This window comes from Rhizobium sp. BK619, from assembly GCF_014195245.1.
In the GTDB taxonomy this organism is placed as follows: domain Bacteria; phylum Pseudomonadota; class Alphaproteobacteria; order Rhizobiales; family Rhizobiaceae; genus Rhizobium; species Rhizobium acidisoli.
The window spans coordinates 15,854-29,879 of record NZ_JACIBH010000020.1 but is presented as its reverse complement, the minus strand read 5'-3'; the positions used below and the strand labels follow the sequence as shown (position 1 = coordinate 29,879).

7 protein-coding genes and 2 pseudogenes are annotated in these 14,026 nt (G+C 63.9%); 3 read left to right on the top strand and 6 right to left on the bottom strand.

The genetic code is table 11. The features are described from left to right. Positions 1 to 154 precede the first annotated feature (154 nt). The 3 genes from sigJ to FHX14_RS30920 are packed head-to-tail and all read right to left on the bottom strand — an operon-like array spanning position 155 to position 1,912. On the bottom strand, positions 155 to 1,024 hold the full coding sequence (gene sigJ, locus FHX14_RS30930) for an RNA polymerase sigma factor SigJ (protein WP_210301183.1): 870 nt from the start codon (positions 1,022 to 1,024) through the stop codon (positions 155 to 157). After that, complete coding sequence (locus tag FHX14_RS30925) at positions 1,021 to 1,542, bottom strand: hypothetical protein (protein ID WP_184380871.1); 522 nt, start codon at positions 1,540 to 1,542, stop codon at positions 1,021 to 1,023. The genes sigJ and FHX14_RS30925 overlap by 4 nt, the downstream gene beginning before the upstream one ends. Beyond that, on the bottom strand, positions 1,535 to 1,912 hold the full coding sequence (locus FHX14_RS30920; protein ID WP_184380869.1) for a hypothetical protein: 378 nt from the start codon (positions 1,910 to 1,912) through the stop codon (positions 1,535 to 1,537). The genes FHX14_RS30925 and FHX14_RS30920 overlap by 8 nt, the downstream gene beginning before the upstream one ends. 282 nt (positions 1,913 to 2,194) lie before the next feature. On the opposite strand from FHX14_RS30920, the gene FHX14_RS30915 reads away from it, so the two are divergent. Next, positions 2,195 to 7,837, top strand: coding sequence for a lysozyme inhibitor LprI family protein (locus FHX14_RS30915; RefSeq protein ID WP_184380867.1), 5,643 nt, complete (start codon positions 2,195 to 2,197; stop codon positions 7,835 to 7,837). Positions 7,838 to 7,842: 5 nt separating this feature from the next. Continuing rightward, positions 7,843 to 10,062 (top strand): annotated as a pseudogene (locus FHX14_RS33265) (MG2 domain-containing protein); the annotation flags it as partial. Between the two features lie 984 nt (positions 10,063 to 11,046). Here the strand turns inward: FHX14_RS33265 and FHX14_RS30905 are convergent. From FHX14_RS30905 to FHX14_RS30895, 3 genes and pseudogenes are all read right to left on the bottom strand, one after another. Beyond that, positions 11,047 to 11,340, bottom strand: a pseudogene (locus FHX14_RS30905) (LacI family DNA-binding transcriptional regulator); the annotation flags it as partial. Between the two features lie 144 nt (positions 11,341 to 11,484). Next, positions 11,485 to 11,805 carry a hypothetical protein gene (locus tag FHX14_RS30900; protein WP_184380865.1) on the bottom strand — a complete coding sequence of 107 codons (321 nt, stop codon included), beginning with the start codon at positions 11,803 to 11,805 and terminating at the stop codon, positions 11,485 to 11,487. Positions 11,806 to 11,898: 93 nt separating this feature from the next. Further along, positions 11,899 to 12,603 (bottom strand): transcriptional regulator NanR, encoded by a 705-nt coding sequence (locus FHX14_RS30895; RefSeq protein WP_003592012.1) that lies wholly within the window; start codon positions 12,601 to 12,603, stop codon positions 11,899 to 11,901. 164 nt (positions 12,604 to 12,767) lie between these two features. Between FHX14_RS30895 and oiaX the strand changes: the two genes are divergently transcribed. Then, complete coding sequence (oiaX, locus tag FHX14_RS30890) at positions 12,768 to 14,024, top strand: 3-oxo-isoapionate-4-phosphate decarboxylase OiaX (protein WP_184380862.1); 1,257 nt, start codon at positions 12,768 to 12,770, stop codon at positions 14,022 to 14,024. Positions 14,025 to 14,026: the final 2 nt, after the last annotated feature.

Below are 14,026 nucleotides of genomic sequence, written 5' to 3'. Positions count from 1 at the left end.
ATCCCGACACCTGCGAATCGACCTTGGCTGGCGCAAGATTATCACAATGAGGATCTGTTCGGGCTGTAGCCGGCTGGACGCGTTGAAACATGGCCCGCGACCAGCGCAGTTTCGCCAAAGACATAAGCGCAGCCTCCACTGTGGCAACGCCGGCTCAGCTTCCCACCACATGGGCGAGCTTTTCCGGATTGCGCACGAGATAGACCGCAGCGACCCGCCCTTCGGTATCGAGGTCGATGGCCATCACAGTGTCAAGGCCGACCTCGGAACTGATCAGCATGCCGGCGCCGCCATTCACTTGGGCTGGTCCGAAACGCCATCCGCCATCCGGCTGCTTGCGGGCGATGTGCATGAGGAAATTTGCGACTTCCATCGGGCCATGAAGAACCCTGAGCGCCGCGATCACCTTGCCGCCGCCGTCTGAGATCAACTCGATATCCTCGGCCAGTGTGGCGGCAAGAGCGTCGACGGAATCGCTCTGCACAGCAGCGCCGATCGCCATCAGCAGCCGCTCAACGTCGGCAGGTCGCGCTGCAAAGCGTGGCCGCCCCTCCTTCACCGCCTGCCGGGCCCGCGAGGCGAGCTTGCGGACGGCGGCGGGCGAGCGGTCGAGCGTCTCGCCCACCGTTTCGAAATCCATGCCGAACAGGTCATGCAGGAAGAAGGCGGCGCGTTCGAGTGGCGACAATGTCTCGAGCGTGCGCATGACGGCGAAGGAAATGTCGAGCTCGCGGTCGCTCGGGCTCTCCGCCTCGATCACCGGCTCGGGCAGCCAGGGTCCGATATAGGTTTCCCGCCGCGCCTTGAGCTGCCTCAGCCGATCGAGCGCGGCATTGGTGACGACGCGGGCAAGCCACGCCTCGCGGTCGCGGACACCTTCGCTGGCGAGGAGCTTGATGGAGGCTTCCTGTACGACGTCCTCAGCGTCGGTCACCGAACCGAGATAGCGATAGGCGAGCCGCACCAGCCGGCGGCGCAGCGCCTCCGGCATCGGCCCGACATCCCTCTCCTTAGGCACGATCATACGACCTCCCGAAACTCAGCCGGTAGCAAGTCGCAGCTCAGTGCCGCGCCGATGCCCCGCTTCAAGCTGGGGTAGAATTGGCCAGCGGCGACGGCGGAAGCAAGGCCCCAGAGGCCTTTTTCCCCGAAGCGAAACCGCGCCGCCTCAATCATGTCAGCAAGCTCGCACGAGTTGGCGAGAACGGCTGCCGCATAGTTCGCGGCAAGCCGCATGTCGGCATCCGCCGAACCCGGCCGGGCGATCGAGGCGAGCTGGCGTGCGCTGACGCCGGCTTCCTCCGCCATGCGAACCACCAGCATGGCGCAGGGCCCACATCCGGCCGTGCGCGCTGCGATGAATTTCGCAGCATAATAAGGTGCAGCCGGCAGGCCGAAACGCTCCTGGGTGAAGGGTGCGAGCAAGGCGAGCTTGGCAAATCCGCCCGGGCTCAACTCGGTCAGATCTTCCATATAGCCGACATCATAATCATAACGCGCGCCGAATTTGCGCGCGGCATTCCGAAAGAGCCGCCTAAGCATGGGAGGTCCTCCGCATAAACACGGCAAGCGGCATCACGGCCGGCACGACGATCAGGGCGATATCCCGCACCGCATGGGCCGGACCCGTTCCATGCAGCCCCATTTCGGCGAGATGCAGCAGCGCATGGCCGAGCAGAAAGACGCTGGCAACAGCCACCAGAGGCCGTGCAATCGCCGCATACAAGCTCGCTATGCCCAGCGCGCAGCCGGTGCTCAGAAAGCCAAGGCCGATATCGCGAATGAAATGGGAATTGAACGGGCCTGTCTCCGTGACACCGGGTATGACGCCATACCAGAGCCGCGGTGCAGCCAGCATCAGCACCCCGTTGAAAAGCTGGAGGACGGAAAGGGCAAGAAGTAGCGGTCGCATGAAAATCTCCTTCGCTCACAAGGACGAAGGGAGTGGGAAAATGTGACATGTCCGTGCCGGAAATTAGACCTGCGCTCCTGCGGCAAGAGCGAGTTCACCACCAATGGCTGTCTGATTAGTGGCGACGGCTTTTACGGGTCACTCCACATCCGAGTGCCGACTTATAAACCACGTCAAACATTGCGCGCGTTGCGGTTCTCGGCTTGCTGCAACCGGCTCTTGTCTTGATCGAGGATAGTTCATATTGACTAGTGTGCCGGCCACTCAAAAAACGAGTTATCCATGGCTTTCGTCTCTCGCCTGCGTTTGCCTGTTGCCCTCAGTGGTTGTCTTTTTGCAGCGGCCTCCCATGCGCAATCCTTTGATTGCGGCAAGGCGCAGTCCGCCATTGAGAAGGCGATTTGTGCCTCCCCTGCCTTGATTGCTCAGGACACCGCCTTGGCAGCCTCCTATCGGCAGGCATTGGCGGAACTGAACGGCGACCCGACAAGGCTGAACGATCTACGCCAGCAACAGCGCCGCTGGTTGGCGGAGCGCAATAAATCCTGTGTCGACACAGATCCGGTCCGGCTGTCGGCATGCCTGGCTATAGGCTATCAGACACGCCTTGAGGCGCTTGTGGCAGCGGGCGCTTCTCCCAGCCGGAAGCCGGCAGAATCCGCCGTCGAGCTTGCGCCATCAACAGCACCGACGACACAGCCTGCGGCGGCACAAGAGAGATCGCCGCCGGCGGCCGTCGCAGCACCTCAACCCGCGCCCGCAAAAGCGCCGCCCCGGCTCGTGTCGCAGCCGCATTTGGCCTCGGATCAACTGCCTGCCGATCAGGATGGCAGCACCTTGCTGACCGTCGACACGCCCGGCCATATCACCATCCGCACGCAGAGCACCTCCGGTGTGGCGCTGCAGCTTGTCGACATGATCGCAGGCCCTGGGGACCGCATGGGCGCCGCCGGGGTCAGCGACGGCCGGATCGATGCGCTGCTCGACAAAGGCACCTACAAGGTCCGTGTGTTCGGCGCCAAGGGAGCCGCCGGCGACGTCAAGCTCACTGCGCAGGCCTATCAGGAGCTTGAACAGCCCGACGCCACTTTGACCTCGCTCACCCCGATCCATGCCGATCTCAGCGATCTGCAGCAAAGATCCTATTGGATCGACATCCCCGATTCCGGGCGCGTCGATATCGAGGCGGTCGGACGCTCGCTGCAGGATCTGCGCTTGTGGCGAAACGGCACCGATATTGCCGATCTCTCTCCGAAAATGTCGATCTTCGAACTGAAACCTGGCCTCCCCATGACCCGGGCGACGCTGACGGGAACGGTCGAGGCCGGCCGCTATCTCGTGACGGCCTATGGCGGCCAGAAGCTTGTCTGGACCAATTCGGACGCCGCAGAGCCGTTCCATATTCGCACCGGCACGCAGCTATCGCTGGCCGGAGGGATTGCCGAAAATGTCATCGGGCCTTTCGGCTCGATCCGTTTCGAGACGCCGGCAGATCTCGATACCTTCCGCCTGGAGCTGCCGCAATCCGCGTCGGCGGTGCTCCGGGCTGGCCGGACCTCCGACACGGCAACGGCTTTTCAGAGTGCCGTGATCGATAAGGCCAGCCGCGAACCGACAGCCACGCTTTCGCTTTCGACAGATAGCCAGCCGAGCATTGTCGAAGTCTCGGGCTATGAAGGCCAGCCTTTCCAGCTTCGGGGGCTTCGGTTCGGCACCGAGACCCAATTTAAAGGCTCGGTGGCCAATCTCATCAGTCTCGACGTTGCCGGCGAAGGCGGCGATGAAATTCCGGCCACGGCTCTTTTGGTGCGCCAGGATAGCAGCGGCAAAGCCACGATCGTCGCGTCCGATCTGCCTCATCTCGGCCCAGGCCAGGCTTGGCGGCGGCGGTTCAATTTGCGCGGGCCGACGTCGCTGCTGTTCGAGATGACGCAAGCGGGCCAGATTGCGGTCCGCACCGCGGGCGTTGCCCTGCATGCCGACATCAGCCCGGTTCTGGTCGGCAATGCTCCGCGCGCCGATGGCCGCAATCCCGATCGTTTCGATCTGGACGCCGGCTATTATCTGCTGCGCCTGCTGCCCGACAACAATGCCGTCGGCATCGTCGACCTCACCTTCGGCACGCCGGGCCTCGTCCCACCGGTCCAACCCGCCGCTCCCGCCCGCACCACCATTTCCTTCGGCATCCGGGAAGCGGAAAAGGCCACGCGCTACCAGATCATTACCAATGCCGCGCCCGGTTTGCTGACGGGCCCTCGTGCCGTGGCCTTGCCCGCCGATCTGCAGCTGCGCCCACTGGCGCTCTGGCAGCCCGCCGATGCCTCGGCACAGCCGCAACCCCTGCCGGATCAGCCGATATCCAATATGCCGGCGCCCGTGCCGCAGGCCAAAGGTGCTGCGAATGACGATGCGAACGCCCTGTCGCGGCCGGCATCACCCGCGGATCTGCAGATCGACGTCCATGTGCCTCCAGGCGGGACCATCGCCGCCGTCGACATGCACAATACATCGGTCGCTTTTGCGACCAGCAACGAGCGCGTCGACGCAAAGGGCCGGACCTTGACCCTGCGTTTCCCGGCCCCCGCCGCTGCCCGCTCGATCGTCGTCAGCTGGCAGCCGGATGCTGCCGCGGCGCAAAAGATCGCATCGCCGACCCCCGCATCCCCGTTGATTGCCGGCCAACCCCAGTTTTTCGATCTCGCCGAGGACGCGCAGAAATCCTATCGGCTCGAGGTTGCGGAAGGAGGGCTTTATCGCATCGAAACCCTTGGCCGTTTGCAGACATCGCTGCGCCTTGGCACGTCATTCCTGCCGGGACTGGGAGAAGCGGCGGACAATGGCGATGGCCACAATGCGCTGCTGCAAACCTATCTGCGCGCGGGAACCTATCAGATCGACCTTTCCGTACAGAGTTCCTCCGGCCATCTTGGTGTCGCCGTCACGCCGGCCTCGCTTCCGACCGCGGCAACCCTGGTCGCCGACGGCACCAGCCGAGGCATTCTCTCCGGCGGGCGCGGCGCCATCGTGCCGATCGAGATAACACATGCGGGATCTTATCAGCTTGATCTTTACTCCCTTGGCGAAGACCTGACCGCTCGCCTCGAGGATGCCGAGGGATGGCCGCTCACCGCGCCGGGCCCCCTTTCCAGTCTTAGTCAGGATTTCACGCCGGGGCATTACCGCCTCGTGATCCTGCCGCGCGACGTCGACACGCGGTTTGTCGCACGGCTGAGACCCCTCATCGACCCGCCGCAGCTGCAGGGCCACGGACCGCATCCGCTGGCCTTCAATCAGAGCCAGGCATTTCAGTGGCGCGAGCCTCAGGGCAAGGGCGACGCACGCGTTCCCGACAGCTGGACGTTTGATCTCTTGGCCGATGCGGACATCAGCATCGATCTGACCGAAGGCATGATCGGCACGCTGTTTCGCGACGACAAGGAGCAGATCGCCCGATTTGTCGCCGCTCCGCAATTCACCGGCAAATTGAAAGCCGGGCATTATCGCATCGATCTCACGAGCCTCGCTCATGATGACCGGCTGGATTATCAGGTTACCCTGAACACCAAGGATTTGCAGCCCGGCGAGGCGCGCTTCGTCAACCTGCCGGCCGAGCTTTCCTTCAATGTCGAGGCGGACCGTGTCGTCAGCCTCGGCACGTTCGGCCGCAGCGAGATCAAAGGGGTGCTGAAGGACGAACATGGCGCCGTCCTCGAACGCCTGACGGGGCGCAGCGATGATTGGAATATCGCGCTGTCCACCCGTCTGCCGGCCGGATCCTATACGCTGGCCCTTGATCAGGCGGCAGCATCCGGCACGGCCGGCAGCCAAGCGGACGATAATTCCGACGATCAAGAGGCCGACGGCGATGATCAGGGGGAAGGCGACGACCAGGCCGATCTCGGGGATATCGAGGTCCAGTTCGCCCTGCCGCAGGAGCAACCGCAGCCGGCGCTCGCCGAGAACGGCACCGCCTCCGTCAACGGCGCCTCTGTCTTCACTTTCCCTCTGCCGGGCCCCTTGCCGTCCAATGGAAAGGATCGGCTCGCGCTGGTCGCGGCGCAGTCCACCAGCGATCTGGTTCTCTCCGTCGAAAAACGAGACGCCGGCGGCGGCTGGAAGCCGCAAGCCTTTGCCCGTGGCCGCACGCCCTTTATCGCCTGGCCCGCTTCCGAGGGGGATGCACAATGGCGCGCATCGGTCTGGACCCTTGATGGTGGAACAGCACCCATCAAGACCGCCGCGCGCAGCATCGCCGGCGATATGCGCGAGCCCGGCGACATCGCGTTGGAACCCGTGGCCATCGATGGCCTTGATCTCTCCTTGAACGTTGCTCTCGCGCATGCGCCATCGGCCGGCCTCGTGGACCTCGGCCCTAGTGTCGATCTGCTTGCGGGCGCAAGCGCCGATCGCCCGCTCGCGGCCGCCGCATCAGGACTTTTTGCTCCGCAATCGGATCGTTTATGGCTGGTCTCCCGTGCCGCCGGCCATGTGCGGGTGAGCCCTGCACAGCCGGATGCAGAGATCGCGCTGACGCTTTCGCCGGGAGATCAGGCGGTGATTCCAGCCGCCCCTGCCTTGCCGGGCAAGGTTCGATTGTGGCGTGCGGATTCGGCCTTTGGCCAGCCGGGCCTCACGGCCGGACGCGGCATGGGCGTCGGCCTCAACAGCGCGGTCGCCATCTCCGATAACCAGGATCTGCACATCTGGAACGCCGCAAGCGATGAAAGCCTGCAGATGCGGCTGAGGCCGATCGATGCGGCCGAACTCGAGCCGGTGCAGTTGAACGGCACCTTGACGACGACGGTTCCAGCCTTCAGCGCGCAGCCGGTAAAGCTGGCGACAGGGGTGAAACGGCTGACCCTCGACCTGGCGCCCGGCATCGCCGTCGTCTCCGCCCCCTCCGCCTCCCAACTGTTGAACGTCTGGTCCGGCGCCGCTCCCCTGTCGCGCAGCACCGCGACGTCGACTGAGGAGATCTGGCTCGTCAATCTGACCGGTGATGCCGGCTCGGCGCGGGTCAGCCTGTCACCGGGACAAGCAATTACGCTCGGCAACGATCAGATCAAGCGCCGGTTTTTCGGGACGGTCGGATCGGAGGAAATCGCGGTTGATGCCATGAAAGGAGATGTCCTGAACGTCTCCGGCGGCGCTGCGACCTTTATCGGAGTCGAGGGTCGGGTCTTGCGCGGTGAGACTCTTTCCGTCTCCGGACCCGGTCAGTTGATCGTCGATCACGGCGCCGGCCTCGTGGCGCTGTGGCTGGAACGTGGCGGCAAGTCGCCCTGGCCGAAGCCCGAACCAAAATCGATGACCTTGCCGCAGAGTGTGACGCTCGAGGGTGAAGCGATGGCTTTCCGTCTTAACCCGGCCCAGCCGATCGTGCTCGACGTCAGCACCGACGCACCCGTCATCGTCGGCCTGGAGCAGGATGGTCACCGCGACATGCAGCTCTTTCCGACGGGAGCGGAGTTCCACCGCTATCTTGCGGCTGGTGAGGCGGTCCTGACACTCTATTCAACACATGAAGGCCCCTTGTCGGGCAGCCTGGACATGACGGCGACACCGGTCGTGCCGGTCAATGACGGCATCGGAGCCCCGATCGTGCTTGCACCGGGCGCGACGGCCCTGTTCGGCTTCGAAGTCAGAAATAGCGGCAATATCGGTGTCGGCCTGCGTTCCGATCCGGACCTTGCCATCGGCCGGCTGCTGGATGCCAAGGGAAAGGCGCTCGGTGAAGGCGTCAATCAGCTCAAGCAGCTGGCGGCAGGCTCTTACCTCCTGGAAGCACGCGCACCGGCCGACGCGCCGACACTCATCGTCAGGCCTTCGGTGGTTGGATTGTCACCACCGCCCGCGGGCCCGCCGCCCGAAATTATCAATGATTATCTGCAGCGTGCCGGTTTGAAGCCCACGGGATCGAAGTGAAACCAATGAAAAAGATCGCATTTCTCATTGCCCTCGCCCTTGCGTCTTCAACGCTGATCTCAAGCGGTCACGCGCAGCAAGGCGCTTCCTCGCCGGCACTGGATGTCCTGCAGCGCGCCGACGGCGTCAAAATCGTGCCGGAGAGGTTTTTGCGCGCCTATGATCCCGTCACCATTTTCTTCGCCACGGATACCGGCCCCGCAACCGGCGGCCCGGAGGACTCGCCCCAGCGTTTCGTGACGATGGAACCGGCTGCTCCAGGTGCCTGGCAATGGCTCGGCCCGCGCGCTTTGCAGTTCAGGCCCGCCGACAAGTGGCAGCCGCTTGCCCGCGTCAAGGTCAAGATGCTGGATCATGACAAGGGTGCCGGCGGCGAGACGGAACTGATACCGCTGCTGCCGGTGCCGGTATCGACGGTCCCGGCTGCAGCCGATGATCCCGTCAACGAGCTTGACCAGATCACCTTGACCTTTGCCGAACCCGTCGATGTCGCGGCGCTGAGCCGCCTGCTGTCGATCGAGCTGCGCCCGGCGCCCGGCATTGGCGACGAAGGCGGTCTGATGTTGGGGGCGCAGGATTTCGATATCCAGCCGCTTGAACGCAACAGCCGCGGCGACCAGCAATCCTACGTGGTGAAGCTGCATCAGAGCGTACCCGACGGCCGCGTCGCCATCTTGCGGCTGAAGCTTGCCGACACGCCGGATTTCAGCGATCAGACCTTTGAATTGCGCGTGCGTACCGCCGTGCCCTTCACCATGACCAGTTCCGATTGCGGGCGGGGCTTCGACGCCAGCACGAGCGATGGCATCATGCGCTGCACCTCGAACGCCACCGTCAGCGATGACAGCGCCGCGGTCGACGATGATGGCAACGCCGTCGACAATGCCGATGCAGCGCCGGCCGTTCGCCAGGGTCGCGGCCTGATCTTCCGGTTTTCGAGCAATCCGGTGGCCGGGGAACAGCTCTCGGTCCGGGACGCCTTGCGCATTTCTCCGCCGGTGGACGATCTGACGGCGGAAGCACGCGATGGGCGTCTTTATGTCAATGGCCGCTTTCTCACCGACAAGGTCTACACGCTCGATGTCGCTGCCGGCGCCTTGACGGATGACCGCGGCAGACCGCTGGCTGACGGCTTCCGCCAGAAATTCGCCTTCGCGCCGGAACAGTCCTCGCTCATCTGGGATGCGTCGCAGGGTGTGGTCGAGCGTTTTGGCCCGCAACTCGTGCCGCTGCGCGGGCGCGGTTATGACAGGGCCGATGTGCGCATCCACGCGATCGATCCGCTGTCGCGCGATTTTTGGCCTTTCCCGCAATCCGGCCTCGATACGGACGACGACGAAGCACCGCCTCTGCCCGGCAAGGAGCCGCAGAAATGGGCCGACAGCGATGAGATTTCAGCCGATGCGATCCAGGGGCGCGTCAAGGCCCTGGGTTCGCCCGCCATATCCCAATTTGTCGACCTGCCGATCAAGAAGGGCGGCGTCGACACCAAATTCGGCCTGGATCTGAAATCGCCTTTTGCCCGGATCGCCGGTGCCGACCAGCCCGGCACCTATCTCGTCGGCCTGCGCGCGGTGGACAATCAAACCCGGCACTGGCTTCGTGTGCAGGTCACCGACCTGACCTTGAGCGCGGTGGAGGAGCCGGACCGGGTCCGCTTTGCCGTCACCTCGCTTGCCAGCGGCAAGCCGATGGATGGGGCCCAAATTCGCCTCGACGGTTTGCGCGACGGCAAATTCGTCACGCTCGCGACAGGCACGACAGACGCGCAGGGCTTCTTTTCCTGGGAGCTGCAGAAGCGCGCCGACGCGAAGATCCGGCGCGTCATCGTAACCAAGGGGCTGGATACTCTGGTCGTCGACCCCGATCATGCCCCGGCCCAATATGCTGAAGACAACTGGACCAAACCCTCGGCCGCCTGGCTGGATTGGACCACCAATCCTGCGGAAAGCCGCACCGAGCAGAGCCGCACTCTCTGCCACGTCTTCACCGAGCGGCCGATCTATCGCCCGGAGGAGCCAGTGCATATCAAGGGCTATGTCCGCAGCTATCTCGGCGGCCACCTGACGCTGCCTGTGCAAGGCGGCCAGATCGTCATCACCGGCCCCGACCAGCAGGAATGGCGTGTACCGGTGCGGCTGGACGCGTTCGGCGGCTTTTACCACAAATTCGACGCCGAGACGCCGGCGACCGGCGATTACGAAGTCCACTTCGAGCCGGGCGACACCGCGCAGGCTACGGACCAGACTCAACCGGCGCAGACCTCCGGTGACGACGAGAATGCCGACGGACCGAGCGACGGCAATACCGATGAGGCGCAGCCAGGCGACAGCCAGGCCGAGAGTGCCGAAACCGCCGAGAGCGACGGCAGCGAAAGCAGCCCGGCCGACAACAAGGTCCAATGCGGCAGCATCTCCTTCAAGAAGGAGGCCTATCGCCTGCCGACTTTCGAAGTCGTCCTCAACAATCCGCAGACCGTACCGCTCGATTCCTCCTTCAACGTTGACCTGATCGCGCGCTATTTCGCCGGCGGCCTGCTGGCGGATCGTCCCATCCGCTGGCGCGCCGTGCAATATCCCTACAATTGGACGCCGCCTGGCCACGAAGGCTTCCTTTTTTCAACGGACTCCCGTTACTCCGGCGGCAACGAGTTCAAATCCTCGCCCGCACTGGAACGAGACGGCAGCACCGACGCCGGCGGCGCCTCGCGCATCAGCTTCGACACGACGATCGAGCCGACGGCGCAACCCCGCCGCTACATGGTCGAGGCGACCGTTACCGGCGACGACGATCTGCAGGTGCGCAGCATCACCACCGTGAATGCCGTCCCGCCCTTCGTGCTTGGCCTGAAGGTGCCGCGCTACGTGCCGACGCCCGGCGCCATCGAGCCTGAGATCCTCGCTGTCGACGGCAATGGCGATCCCGTTGCCGGGCTGGAGATGACGGCGCGGCTGATCCATCGCAACTGGACGTCGACGCTGCAGGCGAGCGACTTCAGCCAGGGTTCGGCGAAATACGTCACGCAGGTCATGGATGAGACCGTTCTGGAGCGCAAGATTACCAGCACCAGTGATATCCAGACCCTGGCGCTCGAAGCAAAGGACGCGGGCGTCTACGTCGTTCAACTCGAGGCCAGCGACCGGATCGGCCGCCGGCAGCAGGTCAGCGTCGACTTCTTCGTCGGCGACGCTGCGGTGGCCGCCCAACGTCATCGCGAAGACGGCCATGTCGGCGGTGCGCACGGCGCCGTCGAGCCCCCTGATGATCTCCGTCGCGAAAGGCGAGGTGATCAGATCATCGGCAACCAGGCCAACGAGCGGCATCCAGCCCTGCCGCATGCTGCGGGCGGCGAAGTTGGTGACATAGCCCAACTCCTCGGCGATCTCCTTGATCCGCTGCCGGGTATCCTCAGACATGCGCGCCGAGCCGCCATGCAAGGCGCCTGACACGGTCTTGACGGAAACGCCTGCACGGGCGGCTATGTCGTTGAGTGAAGTCGTCACAGGCAGCACTTTGGGTTATCGATTACCCAAGTTGATACCAATCGCGTTTCGATGAGTCAAGGCTGTCTCGGGAAAGGCACCGGTAAGGGGCCGTGAAATGAGGCAAAAACCCCGCCGAAGCGGGGTTTTGTCTGGGGAAGCCGATCAGTTGTTGTGGGCCGCGCAGGCTTCGTCCATTGGTGTGGCGTTGCTGGTGCCGCCCTGGGTTTGGAGTTTGGCGGAGTTGTTGACCGGGTTCGGGCACTTGGTCTTGTCCATTTTCATCGTGCCGCCGGTCGTGGAATTGGTCACGGTGGAATCGGTCGCCATCGGCTTTTTGGCCTTCATGTCGCTGGCCGCGCCGCCACCCTGATCGGCCTGGTTCTTGTCGATCGTGGCGCCGGCCGGCGCCGGGTTGGACTGGGCGAGGGCCGATGTGGCCATGCCGATTGCGAAAAGCGAAGCTGCTACGAGTTTCATACGCATTCTCATATCCTCCTTGGGATTTTTGCCTGACGGGCCTATCCACAACCTCGCCGGCACATCATTGTTCCCAAGCAGTCACTAAACAAAAGCGCACTACTTCGCGTAAAGCGCCCGCGAGCGTTCGAGGTGTTTGAGCAGCGCGGTTTCCGACCCGTCGACATCGTTGGCTTCGAGGCGGTCGACGATCTCGTCATGTTCGGCGAGCGTGAACTTTTCCTTGCCGGTCCAGATCAGCATCTCGGTATGATATTCCTTCAGCCAGGCGAGCATGGCTTCGCTGACGGCGACGTAAATCGGGTTGCCGGAGATCTGGGCGATGCGGGTGTGGAATTCCATATCGGCGTCGATAAACGCTTCGGCCCGGCCGAGCGACATGCGCTGGCGCTCGATGATATCCCTGAGATCGGCGATGTCGGTTGCCGAGGCGCGCTGTGCGGCCTCGCGGGCCATGCCGCGCTCGAAGAAGATGCGGGCGCTCTTCAGATGCTCGAGCGAATCCGCCGATTGCGACAGCATGATCTTGGCGGTGAGGTCGACCTGGCGGAAGATCGACTTTGCCGTCAGCCGCAGCACCTTCGCCCGTTCGCCGTGCGAAATGCTGACGAGGCCCTTGTTGGCGAGCGATTGCATGGCCTCGCGGATGGCCGGGCGGCCGACGCCGAAGCGCTCCATCAGCACCCGCTCGGAGGGCATTTCGTCGCCGGGCTGAAGCTCGCCGGAGGTGATCAATCGCTCAAGTCGGTCAAACACTTCGTCGGAGAGTTTGCGGCGGACGATCTGTTCGAGGGGCTGGGTCATGAGATCTCGCTGGCTCAAAATGTCTCCTCCTAACAGTTTTCCGGACCAAGGACAAAGCGTGCGCCCGAAGATTCCGCTTTTCAACGATTGGAATACTCATTATACCAGATCACAAGTTGATGCCATGACAATATGCGTGGGCCAAGAGGAGCAGCCGTCGGTTCATGATGATTACCCTGACCTACCGCATCGAAACGCCCGGCAGCGTCGAGGCGATGGCGGAGAAGATCGCCAGCGACCAGTCGACCGGGACCTTCGTGCCGGTTCCAGGCGAGACCGAGGAGCTGAAGGCGCGCGTCGCCGCCCGGGTGCTGGCGATCCGCCCGCTCGAGGATGGGCGTCATCCGACCTGGCCGGAGGCGGTTCACGGCACGCCGCTGCATCGCGCCGATGTCGACATCGGCTTTCCGCTCGAGGCGATCGGCACCGATCTCTCCGCTCTGATGACGATCGCGATCGGCGGCGTCTATTCGATCAAGGGCATGACCGGCATCCGCATCGTCGACATGAAGCTGCCGGAGGCCTTCAAAAGCGCCCATCCCGGACCGCAGTTCGGCATTCCTGGCAGCCGCCGTCTCACCGGCGTGGAGGGACGGCCGATCATCGGCACGATCGTCAAGCCGGCGCTCGGGCTGAGACCGCATGAGACGGCCGAGCTCGTCGGCGAGTTGATCGCATCGGGCGTCGACTTCATCAAGGACGACGAGAAACTGATGAGCCCGGCCTATTCGCCGCTCAAGGACCGCGTCGCGGCGATCATGCCGCGCATTCTCGATCACCAGCAGAAGACCGGCAAGAAGGTCATGTATGCCTTCGGCATCTCGCATGCCGATCCGGACGAGATGATGCGCAACCACGACATCGTCGCTGCGGCCGGCGGCAACTGCGCCGTCGTCAATATCAACTCGATCGGCTTCGGCGGCATGAGCTTTCTGCGCAAGCGCTCCAGCCTGGTGCTGCACGCCCATCGCAACGGCTGGGACGTGCTGACGCGCGATCCGGGCGCCGGCCTGGACTTCAAGGTCTACCAGCAGTTCTGGCGGCTCTTGGGCGTCGACCAGTTCCAGATCAACGGCATCAAAGTGAAATATTGGGAGCCGGACGACAGCTTCGTCTCGTCCTTCAAGGCCGTCAGCGCGCCGCTGTTCGACGCCGCCGATCGGCCGCTTCCGGTCGCAGGCTCCGGCCAATGGGGCGGACAGGCGCCGGAGACCTATCAGCGCACCGGCCGCACCGTCGACCTCCTCTATCTCTGCGGCGGCGGCATCGTCAGCCATCCCGGTGGTCCGGCCGCCGGCGTTCGCGCTGTGCAACAGGCTTGGCAGGCGGCGGTCGCCGACATTCCGCTGGAGGTCTACGCCAAGGATCATCCTGAATTGGCCGCCTCGATTGCGAAATTCAGCGACGGCAAGGGTGCGTGACC

Bases quoted from the DNA above. Each gene is read 5' to 3' on its own strand.
- FHX14_RS30895 (WP_003592012.1), bottom strand. From the start codon at position 12,603: ATGACCCAGCCCCTCGAACAGATCGTCCGCCGCAAACTCTCCGACGAA.
- oiaX (WP_184380862.1), top strand. From the start codon at position 12,768: ATGATGATTACCCTGACCTACCGCATCGAAACGCCCGGCAGCGTCGAG.
- FHX14_RS30925 (WP_184380871.1), bottom strand. From the start codon at position 1,542: ATGCTTAGGCGGCTCTTTCGGAATGCCGCGCGCAAATTCGGCGCGCGT.
- FHX14_RS30900 (WP_184380865.1), bottom strand. From the start codon at position 11,805: ATGCGTATGAAACTCGTAGCAGCTTCGCTTTTCGCAATCGGCATGGCC.
- FHX14_RS30920 (WP_184380869.1), bottom strand. From the start codon at position 1,912: ATGCGACCGCTACTTCTTGCCCTTTCCGTCCTCCAGCTTTTCAACGGG.
- FHX14_RS30915 (WP_184380867.1), top strand. From the start codon at position 2,195: ATGGCTTTCGTCTCTCGCCTGCGTTTGCCTGTTGCCCTCAGTGGTTGT.
- sigJ (WP_210301183.1), bottom strand. From the start codon at position 1,024: ATGATCGTGCCTAAGGAGAGGGATGTCGGGCCGATGCCGGAGGCGCTG.